The 26,769-nt window shown below is 69.3% G+C and carries 30 protein-coding genes; 13 read left to right on the top strand and 17 right to left on the bottom strand.

The features are described from left to right. From FHS44_RS37550 to FHS44_RS37540, 3 genes are all read left to right on the top strand, one after another. A partial coding sequence (locus tag FHS44_RS37550; protein WP_184724753.1) for a hypothetical protein occupies window positions 1–366 on the top strand: 366 nt, incomplete at its 5' end. 395 nt (window positions 367–761) lie between these two features. Further along, window positions 762–1,001, top strand: a complete 240-nt coding sequence (locus tag FHS44_RS37545) for a hypothetical protein (RefSeq protein ID WP_184724750.1) — start codon at window positions 762–764, stop codon at window positions 999–1,001. A gap of 11 nt (window positions 1,002–1,012) precedes the next feature. Then, a complete protein-coding gene (locus FHS44_RS37540) occupies window positions 1,013–1,234 on the top strand; it encodes a helix-turn-helix domain-containing protein (protein WP_184724747.1) in 222 nt (73 codons plus the stop codon). Here FHS44_RS37540 and FHS44_RS37535 read toward each other — a convergent pair whose 3' ends face one another. The 4 genes from FHS44_RS37535 to hpaD all read right to left on the bottom strand — a co-directional run bounded on the left by FHS44_RS37535 (window position 1,235) and on the right by hpaD (window position 4,518). Continuing rightward, window positions 1,235–1,798 carry a GNAT family N-acetyltransferase gene (locus FHS44_RS37535; RefSeq protein WP_221461758.1) on the bottom strand — a complete coding sequence of 188 codons (564 nt, stop codon included), beginning with the start codon at window positions 1,796–1,798 and terminating at the stop codon, window positions 1,235–1,237. A gap of 284 nt (window positions 1,799–2,082) precedes the next feature. Further along, entirely contained in the window at window positions 2,083–2,760 is a 678-nt protein-coding gene (locus FHS44_RS37530) for a GntR family transcriptional regulator (RefSeq protein ID WP_184724744.1), read from the bottom strand. Between the two features lie 61 nt (window positions 2,761–2,821). Next, window positions 2,822–3,565, bottom strand: a complete 744-nt coding sequence (locus tag FHS44_RS37525; protein ID WP_184724741.1) for an alpha/beta fold hydrolase — start codon at window positions 3,563–3,565, stop codon at window positions 2,822–2,824. 95 nt (window positions 3,566–3,660) lie between these two features. Continuing rightward, the gene (gene hpaD / locus FHS44_RS37520) at window positions 3,661–4,518 is read right to left on the bottom strand and encodes a 3,4-dihydroxyphenylacetate 2,3-dioxygenase (protein ID WP_184724739.1); all 858 of its coding nucleotides are present in this window, start codon (window positions 4,516–4,518) and stop codon (window positions 3,661–3,663) included. A gap of 588 nt (window positions 4,519–5,106) precedes the next feature. Between hpaD and FHS44_RS37515 the strand changes: the two genes are divergently transcribed. The 3 genes from FHS44_RS37515 to hpaE are packed head-to-tail and all read left to right on the top strand — an operon-like array spanning window position 5,107 to window position 8,960. After that, window positions 5,107–6,531, top strand: a complete 1,425-nt coding sequence (locus FHS44_RS37515; RefSeq protein ID WP_184724736.1) for a fumarylacetoacetate hydrolase family protein — start codon at window positions 5,107–5,109, stop codon at window positions 6,529–6,531. A gap of 51 nt (window positions 6,532–6,582) precedes the next feature. Beyond that, a complete protein-coding gene (gene dapA, locus FHS44_RS37510; protein ID WP_184724733.1) occupies window positions 6,583–7,494 on the top strand; it encodes a 4-hydroxy-tetrahydrodipicolinate synthase in 912 nt (303 codons plus the stop codon). After that, window positions 7,494–8,960 (top strand): 5-carboxymethyl-2-hydroxymuconate semialdehyde dehydrogenase, encoded by a 1,467-nt coding sequence (hpaE, locus tag FHS44_RS37505; protein ID WP_184724730.1) that lies wholly within the window; start codon window positions 7,494–7,496, stop codon window positions 8,958–8,960. Before dapA ends, hpaE begins: the two co-directional genes overlap by 1 nt. A gap of 117 nt (window positions 8,961–9,077) precedes the next feature. Here the strand turns inward: hpaE and FHS44_RS37500 are convergent, their stop codons facing one another. Then, window positions 9,078–9,926, bottom strand: coding sequence for a helix-turn-helix transcriptional regulator (locus FHS44_RS37500; protein ID WP_184724727.1), 849 nt, complete (start codon window positions 9,924–9,926; stop codon window positions 9,078–9,080). A gap of 141 nt (window positions 9,927–10,067) precedes the next feature. Between FHS44_RS37500 and FHS44_RS37495 the strand changes: the two genes are divergently transcribed. Continuing rightward, the gene (locus tag FHS44_RS37495) at window positions 10,068–11,519 is read left to right on the top strand and encodes an MFS transporter (protein ID WP_221461757.1); all 1,452 of its coding nucleotides are present in this window, start codon (window positions 10,068–10,070) and stop codon (window positions 11,517–11,519) included. 61 nt (window positions 11,520–11,580) lie between these two features. Here the strand turns inward: FHS44_RS37495 and FHS44_RS37490 are convergent, their stop codons facing one another. Beyond that, window positions 11,581–12,369 (bottom strand): SDR family NAD(P)-dependent oxidoreductase, encoded by a 789-nt coding sequence (locus tag FHS44_RS37490; protein WP_184724724.1) that lies wholly within the window; start codon window positions 12,367–12,369, stop codon window positions 11,581–11,583. Between the two features lie 67 nt (window positions 12,370–12,436). Here FHS44_RS37490 and FHS44_RS37485 point away from each other — a divergent pair, with 67 nt between their 5' ends. Together FHS44_RS37485 and FHS44_RS37480 are read left to right on the top strand one after the other, a co-directional pair. Next, window positions 12,437–13,216 carry a MoaF C-terminal domain-containing protein gene (locus FHS44_RS37485; RefSeq protein WP_312863978.1) on the top strand — a complete coding sequence of 260 codons (780 nt, stop codon included), beginning with the start codon at window positions 12,437–12,439 and terminating at the stop codon, window positions 13,214–13,216. 37 nt (window positions 13,217–13,253) lie between these two features. Beyond that, entirely contained in the window at window positions 13,254–13,646 is a 393-nt protein-coding gene (locus FHS44_RS37480; RefSeq protein WP_184724722.1) for a nuclear transport factor 2 family protein, read from the top strand. 196 nt (window positions 13,647–13,842) lie between these two features. Here the strand turns inward: FHS44_RS37480 and FHS44_RS41465 are convergent, their stop codons facing one another. Together FHS44_RS41465 and FHS44_RS37470 are read right to left on the bottom strand one after the other, a co-directional pair. Beyond that, the gene (locus FHS44_RS41465) at window positions 13,843–14,151 is read right to left on the bottom strand and encodes a MiAMP1 family antimicrobial peptide (RefSeq protein ID WP_184724719.1); all 309 of its coding nucleotides are present in this window, start codon (window positions 14,149–14,151) and stop codon (window positions 13,843–13,845) included. Window positions 14,152–14,315: 164 nt separating this feature from the next. Continuing rightward, entirely contained in the window at window positions 14,316–15,020 is a 705-nt protein-coding gene (locus tag FHS44_RS37470; RefSeq protein WP_184724716.1) for an SIR2 family NAD-dependent protein deacylase, read from the bottom strand. A 91-nt stretch (window positions 15,021–15,111) separates the two neighbouring features. Between FHS44_RS37470 and FHS44_RS37465 the strand changes: the two genes are divergently transcribed. The 3 genes from FHS44_RS37465 to FHS44_RS37455 are packed head-to-tail and all read left to right on the top strand — an operon-like array spanning window position 15,112 to window position 18,321. Then, window positions 15,112–16,845 (top strand): pyruvate dehydrogenase, encoded by a 1,734-nt coding sequence (locus tag FHS44_RS37465; RefSeq protein ID WP_184724713.1) that lies wholly within the window; start codon window positions 15,112–15,114, stop codon window positions 16,843–16,845. A gap of 23 nt (window positions 16,846–16,868) precedes the next feature. Further along, window positions 16,869–17,948, top strand: coding sequence for a DUF2293 domain-containing protein (locus FHS44_RS37460; protein ID WP_312863977.1), 1,080 nt, complete (start codon window positions 16,869–16,871; stop codon window positions 17,946–17,948). Continuing rightward, window positions 17,932–18,321 carry an MmcQ/YjbR family DNA-binding protein gene (locus FHS44_RS37455; RefSeq protein WP_221461756.1) on the top strand — a complete coding sequence of 130 codons (390 nt, stop codon included), beginning with the start codon at window positions 17,932–17,934 and terminating at the stop codon, window positions 18,319–18,321. Before FHS44_RS37460 ends, FHS44_RS37455 begins: the two co-directional genes overlap by 17 nt. Before the next feature lie 4 nt (window positions 18,322–18,325). Here FHS44_RS37455 and FHS44_RS37450 read toward each other — a convergent pair whose 3' ends face one another. Continuing rightward, on the bottom strand, window positions 18,326–18,568 hold the full coding sequence (locus tag FHS44_RS37450) for a hypothetical protein (RefSeq protein ID WP_184724710.1): 243 nt from the start codon (window positions 18,566–18,568) through the stop codon (window positions 18,326–18,328). Between the two features lie 554 nt (window positions 18,569–19,122). On the opposite strand from FHS44_RS37450, the gene FHS44_RS37445 reads away from it, so the two are divergent. After that, entirely contained in the window at window positions 19,123–19,836 is a 714-nt protein-coding gene (locus FHS44_RS37445) for a hypothetical protein (protein ID WP_184724707.1), read from the top strand. Between the two features lie 92 nt (window positions 19,837–19,928). Here the strand turns inward: FHS44_RS37445 and FHS44_RS37440 are convergent, their stop codons facing one another. Genes FHS44_RS37440 through FHS44_RS37405 form a run of 8 tightly spaced genes read right to left on the bottom strand, consistent with a single transcriptional unit; the run spans window position 19,929 to window position 26,764 of the window. Then, complete coding sequence (locus FHS44_RS37440; RefSeq protein ID WP_184724704.1) at window positions 19,929–20,900, bottom strand: amidohydrolase family protein; 972 nt, start codon at window positions 20,898–20,900, stop codon at window positions 19,929–19,931. Between the two features lie 3 nt (window positions 20,901–20,903). Continuing rightward, a complete protein-coding gene (locus FHS44_RS37435) occupies window positions 20,904–21,419 on the bottom strand; it encodes a 3-hydroxyanthranilate 3,4-dioxygenase (protein WP_184724701.1) in 516 nt (171 codons plus the stop codon). Beyond that, window positions 21,416–21,823, bottom strand: coding sequence for a RidA family protein (locus tag FHS44_RS37430; protein ID WP_184724698.1), 408 nt, complete (start codon window positions 21,821–21,823; stop codon window positions 21,416–21,418). The genes FHS44_RS37435 and FHS44_RS37430 overlap by 4 nt, the downstream gene beginning before the upstream one ends. Continuing rightward, the gene (locus FHS44_RS37425) at window positions 21,820–22,584 is read right to left on the bottom strand and encodes a 2-keto-4-pentenoate hydratase (RefSeq protein WP_184724695.1); all 765 of its coding nucleotides are present in this window, start codon (window positions 22,582–22,584) and stop codon (window positions 21,820–21,822) included. Before FHS44_RS37425 ends, FHS44_RS37430 begins: the two co-directional genes overlap by 4 nt. Then, window positions 22,581–23,594 (bottom strand): 4-hydroxy-2-oxovalerate aldolase, encoded by a 1,014-nt coding sequence (dmpG, locus tag FHS44_RS37420; protein WP_184724692.1) that lies wholly within the window; start codon window positions 23,592–23,594, stop codon window positions 22,581–22,583. Before dmpG ends, FHS44_RS37425 begins: the two co-directional genes overlap by 4 nt. Continuing rightward, a complete protein-coding gene (locus FHS44_RS37415; RefSeq protein ID WP_184724689.1) occupies window positions 23,591–24,523 on the bottom strand; it encodes an acetaldehyde dehydrogenase (acetylating) in 933 nt (310 codons plus the stop codon). Before FHS44_RS37415 ends, dmpG begins: the two co-directional genes overlap by 4 nt. Beyond that, entirely contained in the window at window positions 24,520–25,317 is a 798-nt protein-coding gene (locus FHS44_RS37410) for a 2-keto-4-pentenoate hydratase (RefSeq protein ID WP_184724686.1), read from the bottom strand. The genes FHS44_RS37415 and FHS44_RS37410 overlap by 4 nt, the downstream gene beginning before the upstream one ends. After that, window positions 25,310–26,764, bottom strand: coding sequence for a 2-hydroxymuconic semialdehyde dehydrogenase (locus FHS44_RS37405; RefSeq protein ID WP_184724670.1), 1,455 nt, complete (start codon window positions 26,762–26,764; stop codon window positions 25,310–25,312). Before FHS44_RS37405 ends, FHS44_RS37410 begins: the two co-directional genes overlap by 8 nt. Between the last annotated feature and the right edge of the window lie 5 nt (window positions 26,765–26,769).

Here is a 26,769-nt window from a genome sequence, read left to right as displayed (position 1 = left end):
CCAGAGGCCGGGCTTTCAGATCGAACCTGCAACACCCTGCAAACGGCCCACCCCGGCTGGCTGGTCTTCCACAACGCGCAGTCCGGCCTGTGGAGCGCCTACCGCCACGGCCTGTCCGGCAGGCCCGAACCCGGCGCGGTGTTGCTGGTGCGAGCGGAGTCGGTGGAGGAACTGGACCGCAAGCTGACCGCCCAGGCGCCCGCTCAGGCGTCCGTCCAGGCGCCCAGGCCGGTGTCCGCTCGCCTGACCGCTCAGGCATCCCCGTTCGTGCCGCCGAGCATCCGGGCCGTGGCCACCACCCGCGCCCTCCGGACCGTTCGGACCGGTTACCGGCCTCCCGCACTGCGCAGACTGCTGCGCTCCTGAAGCCGGTACGGCGGGCGGTGGGACCTCATCCCACCCGCTGCCCGCCGTACCTCATGAACGTGCGGCCCAGACGGAGGGGTCTGGGCCGCACCCCTTCGCAAGGCGGCTCCTACACACGTCGGGACATGGCAGGGCGTGTTGGGGAAGGGGGAGCCGCCTGGCGCACCGGTCTTCCACATGCTGTGGAAGGCCGGTCCTCCTCCAGGGTGCCCGGCTCATGCTCCCCGGCTCGGGCCGGGCACCCGCCCACCCCTCCCCGCAAGAACGCTCCGCCCCGTCCCCGCGAGAACGTCCCGCGCGGGACCGCAGCTTTCGCCCCCTCTGACCCGAGCTTCCACCCCCTGCTGACCCCGGACGAAGCGAGTTTCCTGTCCGTCCTCCGAAGTGAGACGACGATGACCGACCACGAGTACGAACAGCGTGTGATCGCCGTGCTCATCAGCACCCACCCTGGCTGGTACTACGAGCAGCGTGACCTGCCCGGACTGCCACGGTGGTGGGCCACCCGGTACTGCCCGTTGCGGCCTGACCAGCGAAAGGCCGGAGCCAGGGACGTGCTGGGCCGTACCACCCTGCACGGGTTGGTCAGCGCCCTGGCCAGGCACGACGAGATCCTCCACCGACTGCGCTACTGAAGGAGCCCCCCATGCCCGCGAGCAAGGCCGTCGCGCCTGATGGCACTTTCACCACAGGACCGGAGACCACCGACCGACTGCTCACCCCCGGCGAAGTGGCCCACATCTTCGGTGTGGACCCCAAGACCGTCAACCGGTGGTCCCTCACCGGGAAGATCCCCTCGCTGAAGACCCCCAGCGGGCAGCGCCGCTACCGGCAGAGCGACATCAACGCGATCCTCAACCCAGGATGATCAGCTTTTGAACGTGGACAGGCGTGTGGCGCAGAGGGTCTGCTCGGCGCCGTACTCCTCGAATGTGCTGGTGGGGTGGAAGCCGAGGCGGGCGGCGAGGTTCAGGGATCGCTTGTTCGCGGTCTGGGTCACGAGCACGACGGGCTGGTCGGGAAGTTCCTCGGCGGCGGCGCGCAACGCGGCCGTCGCGGCCTCGAACGCGTATCCCGCACCCCACGCGCCGCGCCGCAGCACATAGCCCAGCAGCAGTTCCTCGCCGTCCTCGGTGACGCGCTGGGGGTGGTCGGTCCACCAGCGGGCGAGCATCAACGTCCCGATGACCTGGTCCGTCGTGTTGTCCACGACGATGTAGTTGCCCGGCCTGGACATCGCGTCGGCGGCCATGACGGTGTCGAAGTGCTTCTCGACCTCCTCCCGAGGCCGGGGACCACCGATGTACGCCTGAACCTCGGGATCGGTCGAGAGCTCGATGAGTCCTTCACGGTCGCTGTCATGCAACGCCCTGCGAAGCAGAAGCCGCTCAGAAACGATCTCCATCACGGACAGCGTGGGCAGTTGGCTCATGACCCACGACCCTAGAACACGCCCCTTTCCCCCAACCCCCGCACTTGCCCACCCCCACTTGAACGCCGCCAAAGCCTCCGACGCCAAGCGTGAGGAGTTTGGGGTACCGGTGCCAAGCGTGAAGGGTTACCGGTGCCAAGCGTGAAGAGTGTCGGCTTGGGCGCGTCGGCGATTGGACTGAGGAGAGAGGGAGCGAAGCGGACGAACGACGAGGGAAAGAGCCGACTTGAGGCGCCCAAGCCCGCGACGCCGCCAGGCGTCGCAAAAGCAAGCGCAACGCCAGATCACACGGCAGTGACGTGAGCGTTATGCAGTGCCTCTGCCGTGGCGATCTTATGAGCGCACGCCACCCGTTCGATCTCCTCCGCCGGAGCCCCCATCGAGATCAAGTCGAGCATGTGCTCGTGCTCGACCACCGATCGCCGGGCCCGCCCGGGAACGTACGTGAAGCTCGAACGCCGCATGTGGTCCAGCCTGGCCCACTCGGATTCCAGCAGGTTGGCCAGGTGGTCGTCCGGGCAGTACTGGTAGATCGAGAAGTGGAACTGCCGGTTCAGCGCCGTGAACGAGGTCGGGTCGAACTCCTCAAGGGCCTCGACCATGCGGGCGTTGATCTCCCGGGACGCCTCGATCTGCTCGGGCGACATGAGCGGGGCGGAGATCGCCGTGGCGTAGCCCTCAAGCCGGGCCAGGACGTTGAGCGTGTGCTCGACCTGGGTCGAGTCGAAGACGGCCACGCGTGCGCCGATGTTGCGCACGACCTCGACGAGCCCTTCTGACTGCAGGCGCCGTACGGCCTCGCGCAGCGGGATCGTGCTGACGCCGGTCTCCCTGGCGAGCTGGTCCATGACCAGCCGGTAGCCGGGGCCGTACGTTCCGTCGAGGATTCGTGAGCGGAGCAGCCCGTAGCTGATCTCCGCCTTCGACTCCTTGGTCTTGGCGGCCTTCTTGACCACTCTCACCGGTGTCCCCTCATCCCTAACCCTGGGCCGCTGCCCTGATGGGCGTCCGTCCCGCTGGTGATCACCGGCTCAGGGCCCTCACGACGATGCCGCGGAACTCGGCACCCGTGAGCGCGCCGAAGTGGTCGCCCGGGACGGTGAGCAGCTCCGCTCCGTCTACCAGACCGACGATACGCTCGATTCCGTTCGTCATCATGTCGTCTTGTCCGACAACGAAGACAGGCGGGGTCTGTCCGGGCCATCCCTTCGGGTCGAACGGGGAGCCTGCCAGGCCCTCGACGACGAGGGCGAGGCCCGGTGCCCGCTCGGGGCCGCGGGAGCCGACCATTCCGGCGATCATGCCGGTGAAGGGGTCCTCGGGCTGGGTGCCCTCGGCGACGGCCCTGTGGAGGGCGGCGATGTCCACCATGGTGAACGGCTCTACGGGGCTGAGCCCGCCGAGTACGGCCCGGCGCACGCGCTCGGGAGCGGCCTCGGCGACGGCCCAGGCGAGCCTGGCGCCCAGCGAGTAACCGGCGACGTCGAAGGTCTCGACGCCTTCCGCGTCCAGCGCGGCCAGGATGTCGCGGGCCTGCGCCGGGGCGCCCGCCTCCTCGGCGGAGGTGGAGGCGGGGCTGGCGCCGTGCGCGCGCAGGTCGACGACGATCGCGGTGCGTCCGGCGTCGTTCAGCGCGGCGACGGTGCCGGGCGCGACCCAGTCGTTCTCGCCGTCTGAGGCGATGCCGTGCAGGAGGAGCACGGGAGGCAGGTCGACGGGGTGGTCAGAGGGAAAAACACGGGAGGCCAAGCCCTGTCGGTCCTGCATCGGTCGCGCACTCCTCGGAGAGTTTTTTCACATACGATTTCTTATCGTACTGCACGTCCCCGATCTCCGCCGGAAGACGTCCGTACCACCGGAGATCAGGAGACCTTGGCGGGGAGCGGGAAGTCCACGACGACCTGGCCGGTGCCGCTGCTGCCGAAGTACGGACACAGCTGCTCGCCCTTGCCGTCGTAGTCCTCCCAGCCAAGCAGACCGAAGAGCATGGCGGTGTCGGCCATGGCACCTTCTCCGGTGCAGCGCTTGTTGTAGTCGGGCAGCATCTCCACGAACTCGGCGGTACGGCCCTGCGTCCACATGTCGAGGACGCTGATGTCCACCTGCCGGTTGATCTCGCTGCTCACGTCGTCGAGCATCGACTCGGCGATCTCGTTGGCCGGGAAGGCGTGCGACAGGGAGCCACTGGCCAGGAAGGCCACTTTCCTGTCACTGCGGGCGATGGCCCGCATCAGCGCCTCGCCGATCCTGCGGTTCTCCTCGATCGTGGAGTACATGTTGCAGCCGATCGGCAGCACCCGGATCGAGGAGTCCTTGTTCATGAAGTACATCGGCACGAGCGTGGCGTACTCAAGACCGAGGTCGTTGTAGTCGTGGACGCGCGCCTTCTGCCCGCCCGCGACGATCTCCTCGCGGACCAGCTCGGCCAGCTCGGGGTCACCGGGATAGTCGTAGGCCAGGTCGTGGATGAAGTGCGGAAGTTCGTGGCTGACGTAGGTGGCGTGGTGGCGTTCCTTGCCGTTGAGGTGGAAGCCGATGCTGTTCAGCCAGTGGGTGTCGGCGACCAGGAAGGTGTCGGCCCCGCGCTCGTGGGCCCGCCTGCCGATCTCCTCCAGTGCCAGCTCGGCCTTCCTCCGGATGCCGAAGTGCTTGCCGGGCTGAATCGACAGCCAGATCGACGGCACATGCGTGATCTTGGCCGCCATGACGAGTTCTCCCATCACGACCCTCCCAGGTGTGTCCAGACGCCGTTGGTTTCTGTATAGGCGACGATGGCGTACGGTCCCATCCCCCGGTCCTGGCCACTTCTCGTGGCTTCCGGGACATGGATCATGTTGACGAGGACGGCTCCGGTCGCTGTGCGGGGGGACCGGACGGGGGCCGCGACGCGAGTCGCGGGGCCGTCCTCCGAGGTGTTGGCACGATCCACGATGTCGTGGGGGGCATCGGGGTCGTTACCTGACGATAGCTGGACGACCCGCCCGTACACCTCCCGGGGTATCGCCACCCTGTCGATGACGCCGGCCGTACCCGTCGTGAAAAATCTTCCGGGCGCCGGGTCACCGATGCGCGTGAGGGTCGCCGAAGCGGCCTTGTCCCACGTGGGAACGCGCCTGTCACCGATGGCCGGGGCCCTCATATGTCGATCTCCTCGGGTCCGTCCGGCTCTCGTGCTCCCCCGCGGTGGGTCTCACGAGCCCGAACCCTCCAAATCATGTACGAATTCAAATATCTTTGTCTATAGCCCGACGTGACCTCATCGCGTATCATGCATGATGTCGTATACGATTTGAACCAGGGAGGTGGCCGTGGATCACCCGCTCGGCCTGACGCCAGGAAAGATCATCGCGGTCCATCTCAACTACCGCAGCCGAGCGGCTGAGCGCGGGCGCACGCCGGCCGTCCCCTCCTACTTCCTCAAACCCGCCTCGTCGCTGTCCTGGTCGGGCCAGCCCGTCGTACGGCCCGCGGGCTGTGAGCTGATGGCCTTCGAGGGCGAGATCGCCATCATCATCGGCACCCGCGCGCACCGCGTCTCCCCCGAGAACGCGCTCGACCACGTGGCCGGTTACGCCGCCGCCAACGACTTCGGGGTCTACGACTTCAAGCACGCCGACCTCGGCTCCAACCTCCGCGCCAAGGGCCAGGACGGCTACACGCCGATCGGCCCGGCCATCCTCAAGACGGACGACCCGTCGAAGCTGTGGCTGCGCACCTACGTCAACGGCGACCTGGTCCAGGAGGCGTGCACCGACGAGCTGCTGTTCGGCTTCGACCTGCTGATCGCCGACCTGTCCCGCCTGATGACCCTGGAGCCCGGCGACATCATCCTCGCGGGCACCCCGGCCGGATCGACCGTGGTGCAGCCCGGCGACGTGGTCGAGGTCGAGCTTGAGAGCACCGGCAGGCTCCGCAACGAGGTCGTCGCCGACGAGCGCCCGCTGCCCTCCTACGGCGTGCAGCCCAAGGTCACCGACCAGCTCAAGTCCGCCGCGTACGGCTCGACGCCCGTCCCCGGAGCCGAGAAGGCCGAGAGCGTCCTCACCGAGGAGATCATCGAGGCCCTGAAGTCCGTCTCCACGGCGACGATCTCCTCCCAGCTTCGCAAGCGGGGCATCGACCACCACTTCATCGAGGGCGTCAAGCCCGCCAGGCCCGACCTGCGCATGGTGGGCATCGCCAGGACGCTTCGCTACCTCCCGCTGCGCGAGGACGTCTTCGCCGAGATCGGCAACGGGATGAACGCCCAGAAGCGCACAGTCGAGGAGATCCAGCCGGGTGAGGTCCTGGTGATCAGCGCCCGTGGCAACCACGGCGCGGGCACCCTGGGCGACATCCTCGCGCTGCGCGCCCTGCGCCGCGGCGCGGTCGGCGTGATCACCGACGGCGGTCTGCGGGACAGCCCCTCCTTCTCCAGCCTGGACATGCCCTCCTACTACGGCGTCGCGCACGCGGCCGTGCTCGGGCGCAGGCACGTCCCGATGGACTCGCAGATCCCGGTGGACTGCGGCGGCGTGCTGGTCATGCCGGGCGACGTCCTGGTCGGTGACGCGGAGGGCGTGGTCGTCATCCCGCCGAGGCTGGTCGCCGAGGTCGCCCGCGACTCCGCCAAGCAGGAGAAAGAGGAGCGCTTCATCTACGAGCGGGTCGACGAGGGCGCCTCGGTCGACGGGCTCTACCCGATGAACAAGGCCTGGCGCCAGGTCTACGAGGAGCAGGAACGCGCCGAGTGACCCTGACCCCACCCTCGAAGACCGACCTGAAGCAGCACAAGGAGTGATCACATGAAGTTCCGTTCGGATCCCGCGAGCATTCGCGGGTCCTTCGCCCCCGTGGTGACCCCCTTCACCGCGACGGGCGAGCTCGACCTCGACTCGCTGCGGGGACTGGTGCGGTGGCAGCTCGCCCAGGGCTCCCACGGCATCTCGATCGGCGGCTCGACCGGAGAGCCCAGCGCGCAGAGCGTCGACGAGCGGATCGCCGCGATGGCCGCGGTCGCCGAGGAGACCGCCGACCGCGTGCCGTTCCTGCCGGGCACCGGCTCGACCAAGCTCGACGAGACCCTGCGCCTGACCGCGGAGGCCGAGCGTCTCGGCGCCGACGCCGCCCTCGTCATCACCCCGTACTACGCGCGCCCCACCCAGGAGGCGCTCTTCAGCTGGTACTCCACGGTCGCCAAGGAGTTCCCCAGCCTGCCGATCGTCATCTACAACGTCCCGTCGCGGACCGCGGTCGACATCTCCCCCGAGACCGTGGCCAGGCTCCGGCACGCCCACGACAACATCGTGGGCATCAAGGAGACGACCAAGGACTTCGAGCACTTCTCCCAGGTGCTCCACAAGTGTGGCCGTGACTTCCTGATGTGGTCGGGCATCGAGCTGCTGTGCCTGCCGCTGCTCGCCATCGGCGGCGTCGGCTTCGTCAGCGCGGTCGCCAACCTGGCTCCGGCCTCCGTCGCGAAGATGTACACCGCCTACGTCGAGGGCGACCACAAGACCGCCCTCGACCTGCACTACGCCCTGCACCCCCTGGTCGAGCTGCTGTTCGTCGAAACGAACCCCGCCCCCGCCAAGTGGGTCTTGGAACAACGCGGTCTGATCGCCTCCGGTCACGTCCGCCCGCCTCTGATCACGCCCACCGACGCGGGGATCAAGCGGATCAACGAACTGCTGGCCCAGAGTGAGGGAGTGGCTTGATGAACCTGCAGCACTACATCGGCGGGGAACATGTCCCCAGCGTCTCCGGCGCGACGTTCACCGCCCTTGAGCCCGCGACCAACGAGGAGTACCTGACGGTCTCCGCGGGTCAGGCCGAGGACATCGAGGCCGCGGTCGCCGCGGCCCGCAAGGCCTTCACCGAGGGCCCGTGGCCAAAGATGCCCGCCCAGCAGCGTGCCGGCATCCTGCGCAAGATCGCCGACGCGATCGAGAAGCGGGACGACGAGATCGCCTCGCTCGAATGCCGTGACACCGGTCTGCCGATCACCCAGGCGCGTGGTCAGGCCCACCGCGCCGCGCAGAACTTCCGGTTCTTCGCCGACGTGATCACCACCCTGGGCGAGGACGTCTACCGCGTCGCCTCCGCGCAGCTCAACTACGTGATCCGCAAGCCCATCGGCGTCGCGGGCCTGATCACCCCGTGGAACACCCCGTTCATGCTGGAGACCTGGAAGCTGGCGCCCGCGCTCGCGGCCGGTTGCCCGGTCATCCTGAAGCCCGCCGAGTGGTCCCCTCTCTCGGCCAGCCTTCTTCCGGCCATCATGGAAGAGGCGGGTGTGCCCGCCGGTGTGTTCAACATCGTGCACGGCATCGGCGAGGAGGCGGGCGCCGCCCTCGTGGCGCACCCCGACGTGCCGATCATCTCCTTCACCGGTGAGACCACCACCGGCCAGATCATCATGCGCAACGCCGCGGACAACCTGAAGACGCTGTCGATGGAACTCGGCGGCAAGTCCCCGCTGGTCATCTTCGACGACGCCGACCTCGACAGGGCGCTCGACGCCGCCGTCTTCGGTGTCTTCTCCCTGAACGGCGAGCGCTGCACCGCCAGCTCCCGCGTGCTGGTCCAGGACACCATCTACGAGGAGTTCGTCCAGCGCTTCGCCGAGCGCGCCTCCCGCGTGAAGGTCGGCGCCCCGGACGACCCGGCGACCGAGCTCGGCGCGCTGGTCCACCCCGAGCACTACGGCCGGGTCATGGAGTACGTCCAGATCGGCATCGACGAGGGCGCCCGTCTGGTCGCCGGTGGCTCGCGCCCCGACACCCTGCCGGTCGGCAACTTCCTGTCGGCCACGGTGTTCGCCGACGTCTCGCCGAAGATGCGGATCTTCCAGGAGGAGATCTTCGGTCCGGTCGTGTGCGTCACGCCGTTCTCCACCGAGGAGGAGGCGCTGGAGCTGGCCAACGACACCCGGTACGGCCTGGCCGCCTACCTGTGGACGAACAACCTGCGCCGCACGCACAGGCTCGCCCAGCAGATCGAGTCGGGCATGCTCTGGGTCAACTCCCAGAACGTCCGTGACCTGCGCACCCCGTTCGGCGGCGTCAAGGCCAGTGGCCTCGGCCGCGAGGGCGGCAAGCACAGCATCGACGTCTACACCGAGTCGCACATCGTGCACGTGGCGACCGAGGACCTGCCCATCCCCCGGTTCGGCGCCTCCTGACCCGGCCCTCTCCCCCGCCGGGCCGTACCGGATCCGGCGGGGGGTCGTGGTCCTTCCGACCTCCTGCCGGCCGGGAGGGCCACGGCCCGCAACCCCCGTCGTCCGACGGGGGACGGATCAGCGGGAGACCCTGGTCCGCAGCAGTCGCAGCGCGGCCTCGGAAGCCCCACCGGGGCTCGCGCTGTACATCAGCACCCGGTGACCGGAGTCGCCCGGCAGGTGCAGGACCTCGAACTCCAGGGTGAGGTCGCCGACCTCGGGGTGCTGGAAGTACTTGGTGCCGAAGGTGCAGGTCGCCACCGGGTGCTGGGACCACATGGCGGCGAACTCCGGGCTCTTCATGGACAGCTCGCCGATCAGCTCCGCGAGCTCACGGTCGTCCTTGTGGCGGCCCGCGACCACCCGCAGCGAGGCCACCGCGCGGAGCGCCTCCTCCTCCCAGCGGACGTAGAGGTTGCGGTGGTGCGGGTCGAGGAAGAGCATCCGGGCCAGGTTCGGCCGGTCCCCGATCCTGTCGGGGGCGTCGAAGGCGTAGTGCCCGGCGAGCAGCAGATATCCGAGCCTGTTCCAGGCGAGCACCTCGTTGCGCCGCCCCATCACGACGGCGGGGACGTCCCCCATGGCGTCGATGAGCTGGCGGGTGCCGGGCCGTACCGTGGCGAACTTGGTGGGCCTGCGCCGTTTGGCCGGGGCGGGCCTGGCGAGGTCGTGCAGGTGGGCGCGTTCGTCGTCGTTCAGGTCGAGCGCGCGGGCCAGGGAGTCGATGACGGCCTCGGAGGCGTTGGTGCTCTGCCCCTGCTCAAGCCGGGTGTAGTAGGTGGCGCTGACCCCGGCGAGCTGGGCGAGCTCCTCCCTGCGCAGACCGGGCACCCGGCGCTGGCCGTAGGAGGCCACACCCACGTCCTCGGGCTTGAGCCTGCCTCGCCTGGTACGTAGAAACTCACCGAGTGCTGTGCTGTCCTGCATGAAGTCCATAGTGCCCGGTTTCTCCTGGCCGTGCCTGACCCTGGCAGTGCTAGGAAGCCCGGTGGGCTGGTTGCCGATCCCGGCCGGGTCGAAGGTGGTGAGCCGTCAGAGCAGAGTCTCCACCGAAAAGGGATCTTCGACATGTCCATCGTGACCCAGCCGACAGGCGTCGTCAGCGGGGAACAGGCCCCGCCCAGGATGACGGCCAAGCAACGGCTCACCCTGATCCTGCTGCTGAGCGCGGGCTTCACGCTCGCGGTCGACTTCTCGATCCTCAACGTCGCCCTGCCGGAGATCGGGGAGAGCGTCGGCTTCTCCCTGCGGAACCTGCAGTGGATCGCCACCGCCTTCGCGCTGTGCGCCGCGGGCTTCACCCTGCTGTTCGGGCGCTTCGCCGACCTCTTCGGACGGCGCGTGATCTTCCTCGCGGGCATGGCGCTGCTCGGCGTCGCCTCCCTCGCCGGTGGCCTCGCGACCTCCCCGGAAGTGCTGCTCGCCGCCCGCGTCGCCCAGGGCCTCGCCACCGCCGCCGTCACCCCGGCCGCGCTCTCCCTGCTGACGACCTCCTTCCCCGAGGGGCCGCTGCGGGAGAGGGCTCTCGGTCTCAACGGCGCCCTCATGGCCGCGGGCTTCACCACGGGAGCGATCCTGGGCGGTGTCCTCACCGACCTGCTGAGCTGGAGGTGGGCGTTCTTCGTCAACGTGCCGGTCGCGGTCGTCGTGCTGGTCCTGGCCCCGTCCGTGCTCTCCGAGTCCCGGCCCGCCGTACGGCCCAAGCTCGACCTGCTGGGCGCGGTCGCGGTCACCCTGGGCCTGCTGGCCCTGATCTACGGGCTCACCACGGCGGGCGAGCGTTCCTGGACCGACCCGGCGGCGCTGGCCGGTCTGGGCGCCGGGGTGCTGCTGCTTGCCGTCTTCTGGATGATCGAGAAGCGGGTGGCCGCGCCGCTGGTGCCGGTCGCGATCCTGCGGCGGCGCGGTGTCAGCCTGGGCAACGTCGCCGGGCTGCTGGCCTTCGCCACGGAGACCTCCCTGGTCTTCCTGCTCACCCTCTACCTGCAGAAGGTCCTCGGCTACTCCGCGCTGGGCGCCGGTCTGTCCTTCGCCGTCCTCGGGGTGGGCACCGTACTCGGCGGAATCGTCGGCCCGAAGGTCATCGGCAGGATCGGCGGCGCCAGGGCCATCGTCGGCGGCCTCGTCGTCCAGGCGGCGGCGACGCTTCCGCTCGCGCTGCTCGGCCCTGAGCCCGCGTGGATCGGCCTGCTTCTGGTGGCGACCTTCGTCGGCGGGGTGGCCAACCTGGTGGCGATCGTCGGCTTCATGGTCACCGCGACCTCCGGCCTCCCCGACGGGGAGCAGGGACTGGCGACCGGCCTGGCCACGATGAGCCAGCAGATCGGCATCACCATGGGAATCCCGGTCATGAGCGCCGTCGTCACGGCCCACCTCCACTCCCAGGGTGGGGACGTGCTCGGCGGGGTGAGCGTGGCGATCGTCGTCAACGCCGCTCTCGCGCTGGTCACGGCGGTGGTGGTGGCTCTTTTCCTGCGCTCCCCCTCGCCGCGCTCCCCTTCGCCGCGCTCCCCGAAGTAGGTCGATCCGCGCCTCCGCGGTGCCCGGCGTGGGCCGCCGGGCACCGCGAGGACGCCGGGGATCAGCCGAACGCCAGGGTCGGCAGGTCGACGGCCATGGCGCCGCCGTCGGCGACGACCACGGAACCGGTCATGATGGCCGACTCGGAGGAGCCGAGGAACAGGCAGATGTCGGCGATCTCCTCGGAGGTCGCCGGGCGCCGCAGCGGGACGTCCTTGGTGACCAGGTCGTAGGCCTCGTCACGGGAGATGGCGTCCCTGGCGGCGAGCTCGTCCATCTGGTGGTCGGCCATCGGGGTGCGCACCCAGCCGGGGCACAGGCAGTTGACCCGGACCCCCTGGGGGCCGTAGTCACGGGCCAGCGACTTGGTCAGCCCCACCAGCGCGTGCTTCGTCGTGACATATCCGCATACGCTCGGTCCGGCGGCCAGGCCCGCGATCGAGGAGACGATCACGATGCTTCCCTGGCTCTCGATCAGCGAGGGCAGCGCCTCCCGACAGGTCACGAAGCAGCTGTTGAGGTTGGCGTCGAGGCTGAGCTGCCAGGACTCGTCATCGGTGTCCGCGACCCCGGAACCGCCGTGGCCACCGGCGTTGGCGACGACGATGTCGAGCGAGCCGAAACGCTCACGCGCCAGGTCCGCCGCGGCCCGCATCTGGGCGGCGTCCGTGGCGTCGGCGGCGAAGGCGACCGCGGCGTCGCCGAGCGGAGCGGCCACCTCGGTAAGGAGCGCCTCTCTGCGACCGGTCAGAACGACCCTGGCCCCCTCTTCCACGTACCTTCGGGTGACCGCGGCGCCAATTCCCGTACCGGCCCCGGTGACCAGGGCGACCTTACCTTTTAGCCTCATCGGCCTACTCCTTTGCAGCTAGAAGCTATATGATTTCATAGATAACTTCGCGTAGGAAGGAGTCGTAGTGACCGCCGAAGTAGACCGGCCAGACGGCTGGAAGAACATGGACGACTTCGCCGCCGGGATCGACACCAACCGGATTCCGGTCACCGACGTCCTCGCCGGCACCGAGGTGAGCCTGACGTTCGACGACGGGACCACGACCACCCTTTCCTTCAAGGACGCGCACGGTGTGAGCGTCGACGGCGGTGCCGCCGACTGGTATGAGGCGATCGCCGTACGCGACGATCTCTTCTTCGTTCACTGGACCCAGGCTTCGCGGCCCCGTGAGGCCTTCGTCGTCGTCCTGCACAACGCCACCGGTCGCGCCCTGCGCATCGTCTCCATCGTCGCCGAGGAGCGGACCGTCGGCGAGCCCCAGGTCTCCCAGACCTTCACCCCCGGCACGATCGACGGTCGTGAGGTCACGGGCGAGACGCCCGCGCCCACTCGTGACCTGATCGGCAGGCGGGCTCTGTACCGTTACAGCCCGAACCACCTCTACGAACACGTCTACCTCAGCTCCGAGCGCTACGCGTGGCAGTGCCTCGTCGGCGAGCAGCGCGGTCACGGTGACGTGGACATGGCGAGCACCTGGAAGATCGCCGAGGACGTCTACGTCTTCACCTTCAGGGAGTTCCTCATCCCGGTCGCCGCGACCTGGCTGTACGACTGGGCCGCGCTGCGCTCGGTCGGCTCCTTCCTCGGCATCACGGGCGAGGGGGAGATCAGGAACTCCGGCGGCGGTGCCTACATCCTGCCGCTCGGCCAGGTGACCTACCCGGACGGCGAAGAGCCCGTCTGACCAAGCGCTGACCAGCCAAGCGAAATAAGGAGAGGCAATGAGCAAGAACCTCGACGCGGTCCGCGCCTCCTACGAGGCCTCGGCGGCGGGTGACATCAACGGCATCCTGGGCCTGCTCGGCCCCGAGGCCGCGTGGACCGAGATGGCGGGCTTCCCGTACGCGGGCACCTACATCGGCCCGGACGAGGTGCGCGACAAGGTCTTCGCCAGGCTCGGCGGCGAGTGGGACAACTACCAGGCGGTTCCCGAGGAGTATGTCGACGGCGGCGACACGGTCGTCGTGATCGGCAACTACCGGGGCACCTACCTCGCCACCGGCAAGTACATGGATGTCCGTTTCACCCATGTCTGGCATGTCAAGGATGGCGTCGCCACGCGCTTCGAGCAGTTCACCGACACCGCCCGCGTCCAGGAGGCCCTGCGCCCCTGACACCGTGTGAACACGACAGCCTGTGACACGGAAGTTGTGTCACAGGCTGTGTCACACGCACTTCTTGACAGGAAGCCCGTCGTGCGCGGGTCGGCCGGTTACCGGCACCGGCCGACCCGCGCACGGCGGGCCTCACTGTTCGATCTCCCGCGGCGGCCCCGAGCCTCCACAGCCGGGCCGCCACGGGAGACCGGGTTCAGCACTCGATGAAGATGCTCTGCCAGCCGACGGGCGTGCGCTGCTCGGCGTTCCTGTCGGAGGCCAGCTTGAAGTGCATCAGGCCTTGCGCGTTCGGCTGGTTGTACATCCGCCCCGACTGGCCGTCGCCGTACCACTTGTAGGAGCCGTGGTAGGGGATGTTGGACGGCCCGCACGCGTCGATGACGACGGACCTGCCGGTGAAGCCCCGGCCCTCGTAGGCGATGTACTGCGAGGCGTAGGCCGCGCCCGTGGTGATCGCGACGATTCCCGCGGTGAGCGCGGACACGAAAAGAACTCTCTTCACAGTGCTCCTTGGGACACGTTCGCTGGGGAATCTCGGCCCCCAGATGACCTGTTTCCGTCCCGTCCGTTACGGGACGTGTCCCATCCTGTACGCACTGTAATCATCTGGGCACTTACCGTCCCGACAGGTTGCCCTCACCTCAAACCCTCGCCCCCAGACCGCCGTCAGTCGGCGAGCGAGGCACACAGCCGGGGTACGGCCACGCCGATCGGATCGTGGATGACCTCGTCCGCCATGTGGTCGTAGGCCGTCGGCTCACCGTTGACGATGACCACCCTGGCGCCCGCCTCCGCCGCGATCGAGACCAGGGTGGCCGCGGGCCGTACCTGAAGAGAGGTCCCCACGACGACGAACACCTCGCACCCCCTGGCCGCCTCGACCGCCCTGGCGAGGACGGCCTGGTCGAGGGACTGGCCGAACATCACGGTCGTGGTCTTCAGGATGCCGCCGCAGGCGTGGCAGGCCGGGTCGTCCTCCCCCGCCAGGATGCGCTCGATCGCCTCCGACGTCATCGAGGCCGCCCCGCACGAGGTGCACACCGCGCCGAACATGTTGCCGTGCAGTTCGAGCACCCGTTCCCGCGGTGAACCGGCCCGCTGGTGCAGGCCGTCCACGTTCTGCGTGACGATCCAGGCGTCGGGCAGTGCGGCCAGGGCGTGGTGGGCGGGGTTCGGCTCGGCCTTCCAGGCGGGGCTGTCGCGGCGGAACAGCCACGAGCGCCGCCTGATCTCGGGATCCCCCATGTACCAGTGATAGGTGACGAGCTTCTCCTGGTCCGGATCCGCACGCCACAGACCGCTTGGGCCGCGATAGTCAGGGATGCCAGATTCGGTGGAGATGCCCGCCCCCGTCAGTACGGTCACCATCATCGCCCAATCGTAACCAGACCAACCCCGAGCGGAGTGATCCAGGGAAAACCGGTGAGGTAACCCCATGACGTGAGAAACAAGGGAGAACGCCATGGGGACCGTCGCCGAGCAGTTCGTCGAGGTGTTGCGCCAGGCCGGGGTAGGACGGATCTACGGGGTCGTCGGTGACAGCCTCAACCCGATCGTGGACGCGGTTCGCAGGACCGACGGCATCGAATGGGTCCAGGTCCGCAACGAGGAGGCGGGGGCCTTCGCCGCCGCCGCGGAGGCGCAGATCACCGGGCGGCTCGCGGTGTGCGCGGGAAGCTGCGGGCCGGGCAACACCCACCTGATCCAGGGGCTGTTCGACGCCCACCGCAGCGGCGCCCCCGTCCTGGCGCTGGCCTCGCAGATCCCCAGCCCGCAGATCGGGACGGACTTCTTCCAGGAGACCCACCCCGAGCGGCTGTTCGTCGAGTGCAGCGGCTTCTGCGAGGTGATCGGCACGGCGGAGCAGATGCCCAGGGTGCTGCGCATCGCCGTACAGCGCGCGATCGGTGACCCCGGGGTCTCCGTCGTCGTCCTGCCCGGCGACGTGGCGCAGCTCCGGGCGACCGAGGAGGCCGGGCCGCACGACTTCCTGACCGAGCACGGCACACTGCACCCCCCTGCCGACCAGGTCGCCCAGCTCGCCGCCGCGCTGAACGACGCCGAGAAGGTGATGCTGTTCTGCGGCGCCGGGACGCGCGGCGCGCACGCGGAGGTCATGGAGCTGGCCGCCCGCACGCTCGCGCCGGTCGGGCACGCGCTGCGGGGCAAGGAGTGGATCCAGTACGACAACCCCTACGACGTGGGGATGAGCGGCCTGCTGGGGTACGGCGCCTGCTACGAGGCCATGCAGGAGGCCGGTCTCGTGGTGCTGCTGGGCACCGACTTCCCCTACGACGAGTTCCTGCCCGGCGCGCGGACGATCCAGGTGGACCACGAGGCGGGAAGCCTGGGCCGCAGGACGCCGCTCGACCTGGCCGTGCACGGGGACGTCGGGGCGACGCTGCGGGCCGTACTGCCCGAGGTGCGGCAGAAGGAGGACCGTCGCTATCTGGACAAGATGCTCGAACGCCACCTCAAGTCGCTGGACACCGTGGTGGACGCCTACACCCGCGACATCGAGCACCACGTCCCGATCCATCCCGAGTACGTGGCCGACGTGCTGGACGAGCTGGCCGACGACGACGCGATCTTCACCGTGGACACCGGGATGTGCAACGTCTGGGCCGCCCGCTACCTGACGCCGAACGGGCGCAGACGCGTCATCGGCTCCTTCAAGCACGGGAGCATGGCCAACGCCCTGCCGCACGCCATCGGCGCGCAGCTCGGCGCCCCGGACAGGCAGGTGGTCTCGCTGTCCGGCGACGGCGGGCTCAGCATGCTGCTCGGCGAGCTGCTCACCGTGCGAACCCACAATCTTCCGGTGAAGATCGTGGTGTTCAACAACTCCTCGCTCGGCATGGTGAAGCTGGAGATGCTGGTGGACGGGCTTCCCGACTTCGGCACCGACTACCCCTTCACCGACTACGCGGCGATCGCCACGGCGATGGGCATCGAGGCCATGACCGTGCGCAGCCCCTCGGAGGTCCGCAAGACGCTGAGCACGGCCCTGACGGTCCCCGGCCCGTGCCTGATCGACGTCGTCACCGACCCGAACGTGCTCTCCATCCCGCCGCACATCACCGGCGAGCAGGTCAAGGGGTTCGCCAAGGCCGCGGGCAAGGTGGTGCTGAGCGGCGGCGTCGGCCGCATGATCGACATGGCGAGGGCGAACCTGCGCAACATTCCGCGCCCCTGATTCCTGTACGGCAGGCTGTCGGGGTGAGCAGACTGCAGCGGCGGATCACCGAGGCGGCCGAGGCCGCGCTCGCCCAGCGGGGGTTCGTCACCGTGATCGACGTGCTGACGGGACTCGGCTGGCTGCGCGCGAGCCACGTGGACACCTGGCGGCAGGGCAGGGCGGGCACGCTTGAGGAGCTGGCCGCGGTCGAGGGCGCCAGGATGACCGAGGCGGCCGCCCTGCTCAGGCGCTGGGCGCTTGAGCGGGGACTGACCGAGGGCGAGAGCGCCTACCTGTCCGGCGCCAGGGACCGGGGTGAGCTGCGCTTCCTCGCCCGGGGCGACGAGGCCGTCTTCCGCGTCCACTGGATCTCTCCCGACATGAGCGAGGCCAGGAGGAAGCGGCTCGCCGAGCGCCAGACCAAGGCCCCCGACCTGGTCGCCGTCGAACCGCAGCGGGAGTGGGAGTGCGCGGGCTGCGGCGGGACGGGACCGTACCTCATCATGGAGGGCGCCGAGCCGTACTGCCTGACCTGCGCCGACCTGGACCACCTGGTCTTCCTGCCCGCGGGGGACGCGGCGCTGAGCCGCAGGGCCAAGAAGGAGAGCGGGCTCGCCGCCCTGGTGGTCAGGTTCAACGCCCGGCGCAAACGGTACGAACGCCTCGGCATCCTGGTCGAGGAGGCTGCCCTCGCGCTGGCCGAGGAGAAGTGCCTGGCCGACGAGGAGGTACGGCTACGCCGCCGCGAGCGCGACCGGGAACGGCGCGCGGGCGAGGACGTGGACTTCCAGGCGAGGATGGCCGCCGAGATCCTCAGGCTGTTCCCCGGCTGCCCGCAGGAGCGGGCCGAGGAGATCGCCGGGCACGCCGGCCAGCGGGGCAGCGGCAGGGTCGGCCGTACGGCGGCGGCCAGGGTCCTCGACGAGAACGCCGTCACGCTGGCCGTGATCGCCTCGGTGCGGCACCTGGACACCGACTACGACCGGCTGCTGATGACCGGCGTCCCCAGGGCGCGGGCCAGGGAGCACATCAGGGCCGACATCGACCGGGTGCTCACGAGTTGGCGAGCCGGGATTGTCGGTGCCGCTGGTCACAATGGACGCCATGCAGAGCTGGCGTGAGGTGCGGGAGACGATGCGCGGGTTCGCGCTGAGCCTCCCCGAGGCGTACGAGGACCACCCCTGGGGTGAGAGCGTCGTCAAGGTCAACAAGAAGATCTTCGTCTTCCTCGGCGTCGAGGAGCCGACCGACAGGTGGAGCCCCCACGTGGGCGTCAAACTCCCCGAGTCGAACGGCCACGCCCTGGCGCTCGACGGCGCCAAGCCCTCGGGATACGGCCTGGGCAGGGCGGGGTGGGTGACGATCCCGCTGACGGGTCCGCTGCCCGAGACCGAGGTGCTGCTCGACTGGGTCGAGGAGAGCTACCGGGCCGTGGCGCCCAAACGGCTCGTCGCCGTGCTGGACGCCGCGCCTCCCGGCGACACAACGGGCTGAGGGCTCAGTGGTCGATGCCCCCGGCTCCGCCGCCCGGCATCCGGTCGTCGGTGAGGTCGTCGTTGAGGATGCCGCCGGGGATGTGCGAGGGGCTCTCGTTGTGGTGCCCGTGGTGACACTTGCCGTGCTTGCAGGGCTTCAGCTCCGTGACGTCCGACGCGCTCGCCTGGGCCGGGGTCATGACGGGCGCGGCGAGGGCGAAGGCCCCGATCGCGCCGGCCGCGAGAGCGTTACTGATCCTGTTCATGGATGACTCCACGTGAATCTCAGTTGCGCCCTGGGCGGTGCCCGGGCTGACGGGACGCCGTGCCGCCACCGAGGGTGACGGCACGGCATTGAACCGGAGATTTCCACCGTAAAACGACGATGCGCCCGAGAGCACCCCAGAGAACCCCAAGGTCTCAGACCCACCCGATTACCATTCGACCACTGAAAGCGATTAGACAAACACAATCAGTGACAGATTGACGCCCACTCCCCGCCTTCACCAACCCGGCGAACATCCGCAAACCGCAATGCGTCGACAGGCATCTCAGCCACTTCGCGCGCAATGTTTGGCGTTGGGGGAAGAACGGCGCCACTGGGGGAAGAGCGATGCCACGACCTGCGTAGACGCCTTTCACCCACGCTTTCCCTTTTAAAGAGACTTCGCGACGGCGTGGCGCCATGCGGCAACCATCGACGACTGTAAGCATTCTTCTCGTTACGTTAAGTCAACCAACGTAACGGGCACAGGCCGTATTTCGGCCAGATGGTTGGTCGCGGCCACGGGCCGCGTTCCGGAAGGAACGGTATCTTTCTATGTTCACGCCCATTCCCCGCACGGATGCCGTCGTCGCCCGCGCCAGGACGAAGTCCAAGGGGCTGACGACGGCGATCCTGGCTGGGTCCGCCTCCCTCGCGCTCGGTGCCTCCGTGTGCTCGGCCGTGGCCGCGCCCGCCGCCCTGGGCAGCCAGACCGCCGCGTTCGCCGTCCCGCGTCCGACGCCGACCATCCCCACGCTCGCGGAAGAGGCCCGCCGCAAGTGCGAGCCCCACAGCTTCTTCAGGTTCCACCACTTCAAGCCGATCAACTTCTTCATCCCCAGGACCCGCTTCATCGACGGTCCCGGCGGCACGATCACGGCGAGCGTCAGGCGCCAGTACCGCGTCTACTTCGAGGTGGAGATCGAGCGGGAGAAGCAGAGCGAGATCAACACCGGCATCGACCGCGACTCCCTGCAGCGCTCGATCCTGCGCAGGCTGCGCAACAACGTCAACCCGCTGCTCGCCGAGGAGCACATCGTCGAGGCGGGCCACCTGTACGCCAGGGAGGTCACCCCCGGCAAGTACGGCAACCTGTGGTACCGCGTCTTCGGCTACCGCGTCGGCTGGTCCACCTGGAAGCAGCTTTCCGACTGCAGCGTCAACCACATCGCCACCGGCATCGCCAACGTCCCGGCCAGGGTCGAGGGCTGGCGCTACTGGGAGACCGACCACCCGATGTACCGCGGCCGCATCCTGTCGGACAAGTAATCCTGTCGGACAAGCGGGAAACGCCGAACGGCGCCCGGGTGACAACCGTGCCATGTCACCCGGGCGTCGCCGTACAGCGACTCAGATAGCACTCAGATGCCGAGGAAACGGGCGGCGTTGCCGCCGAGCAGCTTGGCGCGAGACTCCTCGGACAGGAACCCGGCGCCCCTGATCAGCGAGCCGACCGGCGTCTCGCCGAGCGGGTAGGGGAAGTCGGAGCCGAGCATGACCCGCTCCTCCCCCATGGTGTCCACCAGCAGCCGCAGCGCCCGCTCGTCGAAGACCACCGAGTCCACGCTGAAGCGCCCGAGATAGGCCGAGGGCGGCAGCAGCGAGGTGCCGACCACGTCGTTGCGGCGGTGCCAGGCGTTCTCGAACCGGCCGAGCCAGAAGGCGAACGAGCCGCCGCCGTGCGCGAAGCAGATCCGCAGGCTCTCGGGAACCTTGTCGAAGACGCCGCCCAGGATCAGGGCGAGCACCGACAGGTGGGTCTCCGCGGGCATGCCGACCAGCCACTGGGCCATCCAGCGCCGCAGCCGGGGGCTGTCCGCCATGTCCCACGGATGGACGAAGACGGGCGCGCCGACTGCCGCGCAGTGCTGGAGGAACTGCACGATCCCCGCGTCGTCGAGGTCGAGGTCACCGACGTGGTTGCCGATCTCGACGCCCGCGTGTCCGGCCGCCAGGCACCGGTCGAGCTCCGCGCAGGCCAGGTCGGGGTCCTGCAGCGGCACCTGGCAGAACGGCACGAGCCGCTCCGAGGCGCAGATCTCCAGGGCCAGGTCGTTGAAGACCCTCGCCACCCCGGCCGCCTGCGCCGCAGGCCTCTCGTAGGAGAAGAAGACCGGGGTCGGCGAGACGACCTGGACGTCGATCCCGTCCGCGTCCATCCGGTCGAGACGGACGTCCGGGTTCCAGCAGTCGTCCTGGATCCTGCGGAACTCCCGGTCGCCGAGCAGGATCATGGCCTCCCGCTCGGACTCGACCCGCAGCCTCGGCGCCTCGGGCCACCCCAGGTCCGGCCAGCCCCGGGGGACGTGGTGGGTGTGGACGTCGATGATCAACGACTATCCCTTGCCCGGGTGGAGAGCGCCGCAGTCGTCGCAGGTCCTGGCCTTCTCGTCGTCGTAGAACGCCTGGAAGATCGGCGGCAGGTCGGCCACGATGTCACGGACCTGGAGCTCGACCTCGTGCACGACGGCGTCGCAGTCCTGGCAGTACCACCGGAACTTCTCCAGCACGCCCTCCGGCCTGATCCGCTCGACCAGGAAGCCGACCGAACCCTCCTCGGGGCGCTGCGGCGAGTGCGGCAGGTTCGGCGGGAGCAGCCACATCTGGCCCTCCTTGACGTGCACGGTCTCCGGGCCGTCCTCGGTCATGACGTTGATGTGCATGTTGCCGCGGATTTGGTAGAACAGTTCCTCGTACGGATCGACGTGGAAGTCGGTCCGCGCGTTCGGGCCGCCGACGACCATGACGATGAGGTCGTTGGCCCCCTCGAAGATCACCTTGTTGCCCACCGGCGGCTTGAGCAGATGGGCGTGCTCGTCGATCCACTTGGTGAAGTCGATGGGGGGAATCACTGGCTCTCCTCCTTGTAGGCGACTGCCTGGATCTCGATCAACAGATGCGGATGGGGTAGCTGGTGGACCGCGACCGTCGTCCTGGTCGGGCCGGTCTCGTCGAAGTACTCCGCGTAGACCGCGTTGTAGCCGCCGAAGTCGTTCATGTTCACCAGGTAGGTGGTGATCTGCACCAGGTCGGATAGGTCCGCCCCGACGGCGTGAAGGATGTCGCGGATGTTCTCGATCACCGCCCTGGTCTGCTCGGCGATGTCGAGGCTGACCGTGCCGAACGCGTCGGCCCGCGCCCCGGCGATCGTGTTGTCCGGCCTGCGGGAGCTGGTCCCGGACACGTAGATGAGGTTCCCGGCCCGCCTGACGTGCGGGAACCTGCCGCGCGGCGTGGCCTTTCCGTCAACAATCATGAGGCCCGTCCCGCGGTGAAGGAGACCGAGCCCAGGTGCTGGGCCTCGACCCTGACGTGTGCCCCCGCGGGCAGCGGCTCCGCCGGGGTGGCGGCGCCCGCGAGCAGGATCCAGCCCGGTTCGATGACCACCCCAGCCTGTACGGCCAGCCGCGCGGCCTCGACCACGGCCCTGCGCGGGTCCCCCAGGATGGCGCCGGTCGATCCGGCCTGGACGACCCTGCCGTCGATCTCCAGCAGCACCCCGAGGTTCCACAGCGCCGGGTCGTAGGGCCGCCACGGGCCCACGACGTAGCCCGCCGCCGAGGTGTTGTCGGCGATCACGTCGGGCAGCGAGAAGCGGAAGTTCTCGTAGCGGGAGTCGATGATCTCGATGCCGGGCGCGGCGGCGACCACGGCGCCGGGGGCGAGGGCGTCGGCGACGGTCTCGATGCGCCTGCCGACCAGGTAGACGACCTCCGGCTCGATACGCGGGTGGATATAAGCCGAAATATCGGCATAAGAGCCGTCCGGGACCGCCGACGACTCCGGCACCCTGCCGAAGATCACGTCGTGCACCCCCATCTGGCGGCGCTTGCCCTCGCTGGTGAAGCCCAGCTTCACCCCGGCCAGCCGGTCCCCCCGGTCCAGGCGCAGCCGCAGCAGCTCCTCCTGCACCCGGTAGGCGGTCGCCACGTCGTAGTCCTGCTCGGGCTGCGGCACGGCGCGAGCCGTACGGGCGGCCTCGTCGAGCACCGCGGCGAGCTTGTGGATGTCGGTCACGCGTCCCCCCTCGCCCGCGCCAGGTCCAGCGCGATGTCCACGATCATGTCCTCCTGGCCGCCGACCATCCGCCGCCTGCCCGCCTCGGTCAGGATGGCCCGGGTGTCGACCCCGTAGCGCGCCGAGGCCGCCTCCGCGTGGCGCAGGAAGCTGGAGTAGACCCCGGCGTAGCCGAGCGTCAGCGTCTCCCTGTCCACCCGCACCGGACGGTCCTGCAACGGCCTGATCAGGTCGTCGGCCGCGTCCATCAGGGCGTTGATGTCACAGCCGTGCTTCCAGCCCATCAGGTCGGCCACCGCGACGAACACCTCGATCGGGCAGTTGCCCGCCCCCGCGCCCATCCCGGCCAGCGAGGCGTCGACCCTGACCGTGCCGTTCTCCACGGCGACTACCGAGTTGGCCACGCCCAGGCCCAGGTTGTGGTGGGCGTGGACGCCGATCTCCGTCGCCTCGTCGAGCACCTCCCGGTAGGCCCTGACCCGCTCGCGCACCCCGTCCATGGTCAGCCGCCCACCGGAGTCGGTCACGTAGACGCAGTGCGCGCCGTACGACTCCATGAGTTTGGCCTGTCTGGCCAGTTCGTCCGGCGGGGCCATGTGGGACATCATCAGGAACCCGGCCACGTCCATGCCCAGTTCGCGGGCGGTGGCGATGTGCTGGGCGGAGATGTCGGCCTCGGTGCAGTGCGTGGCGATCCTGACCGAGGTCACGCCGAGCGCGTGCGCCCGCCTGAGGTCGTGGATGGTGCCGATGCCGGGCAGCAGCAGCGTCGTCAGCTTCGCCTGCCGTACGGCACCCGCGACAGCCTCGATCCACTCGTCGTCGGTGTGCGCGCCCGCGCCGTAGTTGAAACTACCCCCGGCGAGACCGTCGCCGTGGGCGATCTCGATGGCCGCCACGCCCGCGGCGTCCAGCGCGGCGGCGATCTGGGCCGCCTGCGCCGTGCTGTAGCGGTGCCTGATGGCGTGCATGCCGTCCCGCAGCGTCACGTCCTGGACGTAGAGCCTCACGCGCCCACCTCCGCCAGCCGCTCGGCGGTGCGCAACGCGGCCGAGGTCATGATGTCCAGATTGCCCGCGTAGGCGGGCAGGTAGTGGGCGGCCCCCTCGACTTCGAGGAAGACACTCACCTTGACGCCACCGGTACGCTCCCCGGTCGGCAGCGGCTCCCCGGCCGGAAGACGGTCGAACTGCACGTCCTGCTTGAGCCGATATCCCGGCACATACCCGGCAACCCGCTCCACCATTTCCTGTACGGCTGCCGCCACCTCGGCCTCGTCACAGTCGTCGACGAGGCAGTAGACCGTGTCCCGCATGATCAACGGCGGCTCCGCCGGGTTGAGGATGATGATCGCCTTGCCCCGCTCGGCCCCGCCGACCTCCTCGATCGCCCGTGAGGTCGTCTCGGTGAACTCGTCGATGTTGGCCCGGGTGCCGGGACCCGCCGACCTGGAGGCGATCGAGGCGACGATCTCGGCGTATCTCACGGGGACCCGCGAGGCCACCGCCGCCACGATCGGGATCGTCGCCTGGCCGCCGCAGGTGACCATGTTGAGGTTGCGCTCGCCGAGATGGGCCTCCAGGTTCACCGGGGGCACCACGTACGGCCCGACCGCGGCCGGGGTCAGGTCGATGACCCGCTTGCCGTGCTCGCGCAGCACCCGGTCGTTGTGCAGGTGCGCCCCCGCCGAGGTCGCGTCCAGGACGATGTCCACCTCGTCGAAGCCGGGCAGCTTGACCAGGCCCTCGACGCCCTCGTGGGTGGTGGCCACCCCGCGCCGCCGGGCACGGGCCAGGCCGTCGGAGTCGGGGTCGATGCCCGCCATGGCGACGACCTCGACCCTCTTGGACAGCAGCGCCTTGAACATCAGGTCGGTGCCGATGTTGCCCGACCCGATGATCGCGATCTTCACGGTCCTGCCCGTCTTCGTCGCCGTCATGAGAACACCGCCCTGACCGAGCCGACGCCGTCGATGTGCGCCTCGAACACGTCCCCGGCCTCCACGGGCACCATCGGCCCGAGCGCGCCGGTCAGCACCACGTCTCCGGCCAGCAGCGGGAAGTCCTTGCCGCCCAGCGCGTTGGCCAGCCAGACGGCGGCGTTGAGCGGGTGCCCCAGGCAGGCGGCGCCCGCGCCGGTCGAGGCCTCCTGGCCGTTCCTGGTCATGGTCATCCCGGCCAGCCGCAGATCGAGACCGCGCAGGTCAACCGGGGTATTGCCGAGCACGAACGCCCCGCTTGAGGCGTTGTCGGCGATGGTGTCCACGAGCGAGATGTCCCACCCGGCGATACGGCTGTCCACGATCTCGATGGCCGGGAGCACGAAGTCGACGGCCCTGATGACGTCCGCGACCGTGAAGGGCCCGCCGACCAGGTCGCTCCTGAGGACGAGCGCGATCTCCGCCTCGGCCTTCGGCTGCAGGAACCGGGAGGCGGGCACCGGCAGCCCGTCCAGGCAGGCCATGTCGGCGAAGAGCATCCCGAAGTCGGGCTGGTCAACGCCGAGCTGCCGCTGCACCACGGTCGAGGTCAGGCCGATCTTCCGCCCAACCAGCCGCCGCCCCTCGTGCAGCGCTCTCCTGGTGTTGATCTCCTGTACGGCGTAGCCGACCTCCGCCGTCCCGCCCGGCAGCGTCTGCCGTACCGGGGGACAGGGCTTGCCGTCGCGCGCCGCGCTGAGCAGTTGGTCGGCCGCCTCGGCGAGCGCGTCGGTCGCCTCGCTCCACTCACTCATGTTCCGGCTCCAGCTTGATCGTGATCGTGGTGGGTTCCGAGTAGAAGTCCAGGGAGTCGGTGCCGCCCTCCCTGCCGATGCCCGACAGCTTCACCCCGCCGAACGGGGTGCGCAGGTCGCGGAGGTACCACGTGTTGACCCACACCAGGCCCGCCTCAAGAGACTGGGCGACCCGGTGCGCCCGGCTGAGCCGTGAGGTCCACACCGTCGCGGCCAGGCCGTACTCGCTGTCGTTGGCCAGCGCGACCGCCTCGGCCTCGGTGTCGAACGGCGCGACGTGACAGACCGGACCGAAGATCTCCTCCCGGTTCACCCTGGAGTCCGGCGGCAGACCGGTCAGCACGGTCGGTTCGACGTAGTATCCCCCGTCCCGCTCGTCGCCGAAGCTCGGCACGCCGCCTCCCGCCCTGAACTCGGCGCCCTCCTGCTCGGCGAGCCGGTAGTACGACAGCACCTTGTCCCGGTGCTCGGCGGAGATCATCGGCATCATCGTGGTGTCCTCGTCCTCGGGACGCCCGAACCGCAGTTCCCCGGCCCGCTTGGCCAGGCGCGTGACGAACTCCTCGAAAACGGGCCGCTCGACGTAGAGCCGCTCGGTGCACAGGCAGACCTGCCCGCCGTTGGTGAACACCGAACGCACACTGCCCTCGACGGCCACGTCCAGATCGGCGTCCGCGAAGACCAGCCCGGCGTTCTTGCCCCCGAGCTCGAACGAGACCGGCTTCACCCGGTCCGCCACACCTTTCATGATCGTCGATCCGGTACGGCTCTCGCCGGTGAAGGTGACCGCGTCCACCCCGGGGTGCTCCACCAGGAACTGGCCGGTCGAGCCGCCGCCGAGGCCGTGCACCACGTTCAGGACGCCGGGCGGCAGCCCGATCTCCGCGGCGATGTCGGCGAGCACGGCCATCGAACCCGGCGTGTGCTCCGACGGCTTGACCACGATGGCGTTGCCTGCGACGAGCGCGGGGCCGATCTTCCAGGTCGCCAGCAGGAACGGCAGGTTCCACGGCACGATCACCGCGACCACCCCGAGCGGCCTGCGCACGGTGTAGCTCAGCACGTCCTTCAGGTGGAACGCCTCGTCGGGCCGCTGGGCGGCGATCTCGGCGAAGGACCGGAAGTTGGCCGCGCCACGCGGGATGTCCAGCGTGCGGGTCTGCGTGATCGACTTACCGGTGTCCGCGATCTCCGCGGCGACCAGTTCCTCGAACCTGGCCTCGATCGCGTCGGCGAGGCGGCGCATCCACCCGGCCCGCTCGGCGACCGGCAGCGCCGCCCAACCCGGCTGGGCCGCGCGGGCGGCGGCGACCGCCTTGTCAACGACGGCCCGGTCCGCCTCGTGGACCAGGCGGACCACCCCGCCGGTCACGGGGTCGTGTGTCGCGAACGTCGCCCCCTCGGCGACCTGTACCCCACCGATGAAGTGGGTCACCTGGTCAGACAAGTCTT

The sequence above is a fragment of the Streptosporangium saharense genome (assembly GCF_014203715.1).
GTDB lineage: Bacteria > Actinomycetota > Actinomycetes > Streptosporangiales > Streptosporangiaceae > Streptosporangium > Streptosporangium saharense.
This window is presented reverse-complemented; position numbering and strand designations above follow the sequence as displayed.

Coding starts and splice junctions, on each gene's coding strand:
- FHS44_RS37545 (WP_184724750.1), top strand. CDS start 762: ATGACCGACCACGAGTACGAACAGCGTGTGATCGCCGTGCTCATCAGC.
- FHS44_RS37410 (WP_184724686.1), bottom strand. CDS start 25,317: ATGAGTGAGTGGAGCGAGGCGACCGACGCGCTCGCCGAGGCGGCCGAC.
- FHS44_RS37470 (WP_184724716.1), bottom strand. CDS start 15,020: ATGATGGTGACCGTACTGACGGGGGCGGGCATCTCCACCGAATCTGGC.
- FHS44_RS37465 (WP_184724713.1), top strand. CDS start 15,112: ATGGGGACCGTCGCCGAGCAGTTCGTCGAGGTGTTGCGCCAGGCCGGG.
- FHS44_RS37455 (WP_221461756.1), top strand. CDS start 17,932: ATGCAGAGCTGGCGTGAGGTGCGGGAGACGATGCGCGGGTTCGCGCTG.
- FHS44_RS37450 (WP_184724710.1), bottom strand. CDS start 18,568: ATGAACAGGATCAGTAACGCTCTCGCGGCCGGCGCGATCGGGGCCTTC.
- FHS44_RS37500 (WP_184724727.1), bottom strand. CDS start 9,926: ATGCAGGACAGCACAGCACTCGGTGAGTTTCTACGTACCAGGCGAGGC.
- dapA (WP_184724733.1), top strand. CDS start 6,583: ATGAAGTTCCGTTCGGATCCCGCGAGCATTCGCGGGTCCTTCGCCCCC.
- FHS44_RS37490 (WP_184724724.1), bottom strand. CDS start 12,369: ATGAGGCTAAAAGGTAAGGTCGCCCTGGTCACCGGGGCCGGTACGGGA.
- FHS44_RS37495 (WP_221461757.1), top strand. CDS start 10,068: ATGTCCATCGTGACCCAGCCGACAGGCGTCGTCAGCGGGGAACAGGCC.
- FHS44_RS37535 (WP_221461758.1), bottom strand. CDS start 1,798: ATGAGCCAACTGCCCACGCTGTCCGTGATGGAGATCGTTTCTGAGCGG.
- hpaD (WP_184724739.1), bottom strand. CDS start 4,518: ATGGGAGAACTCGTCATGGCGGCCAAGATCACGCATGTGCCGTCGATC.
- FHS44_RS37430 (WP_184724698.1), bottom strand. CDS start 21,823: ATGATTGTTGACGGAAAGGCCACGCCGCGCGGCAGGTTCCCGCACGTC.
- FHS44_RS37540 (WP_184724747.1), top strand. CDS start 1,013: ATGCCCGCGAGCAAGGCCGTCGCGCCTGATGGCACTTTCACCACAGGA.
- FHS44_RS37525 (WP_184724741.1), bottom strand. CDS start 3,565: ATGCAGGACCGACAGGGCTTGGCCTCCCGTGTTTTTCCCTCTGACCAC.
- FHS44_RS37415 (WP_184724689.1), bottom strand. CDS start 24,523: ATGACGGCGACGAAGACGGGCAGGACCGTGAAGATCGCGATCATCGGG.
- FHS44_RS37445 (WP_184724707.1), top strand. CDS start 19,123: ATGTTCACGCCCATTCCCCGCACGGATGCCGTCGTCGCCCGCGCCAGG.
- FHS44_RS37480 (WP_184724722.1), top strand. CDS start 13,254: ATGAGCAAGAACCTCGACGCGGTCCGCGCCTCCTACGAGGCCTCGGCG.
- hpaE (WP_184724730.1), top strand. CDS start 7,494: ATGAACCTGCAGCACTACATCGGCGGGGAACATGTCCCCAGCGTCTCC.